Genomic DNA, 258 nt, shown 5'->3' with positions numbered 1-258 from the left:
CCTCGAGCGACTGCAGCGCCGCGATGCGCGCTTCTTCAACAGTTGCATGATCGTCTCCGCGCTGGGCGCGGCGGCTTCCGATGCGCTCGAGGATGGGCGCGTGGTTTCCGGGGTCGGCGGCCAGTACAACTTCGTCGCCATGGCCCACGCGCTGGAGGATGCGCGCAGCGTGCTGATGTTCCGCGCCAGCCGCGCCGATGCCGGTGGGCGCGAGGAATCGAACGTGCGCTGGAATTACGGCCACGCGACGATCCCGCG

General features: G+C 69.4%; 1 protein-coding gene. It reads left to right on the top strand.

The annotated features are described in order from the left end of the window. The coding region (locus SB822_RS58645; RefSeq protein ID WP_410859314.1) for an acetyl-CoA hydrolase/transferase C-terminal domain-containing protein at window positions 1-258 on the top strand (258 nt) is incomplete at both ends.

Origin of the sequence: Paraburkholderia sp. SIMBA_054 (genome assembly GCF_046534875.1) — a bacterium.
Taxonomy (GTDB): Bacteria; Pseudomonadota; Gammaproteobacteria; order Burkholderiales; family Burkholderiaceae; genus Paraburkholderia; species Paraburkholderia hospita.
The sequence above is the reverse complement of the archived record's forward strand: the minus strand, read 5'-3'. Positions and strand labels throughout refer to the sequence as shown.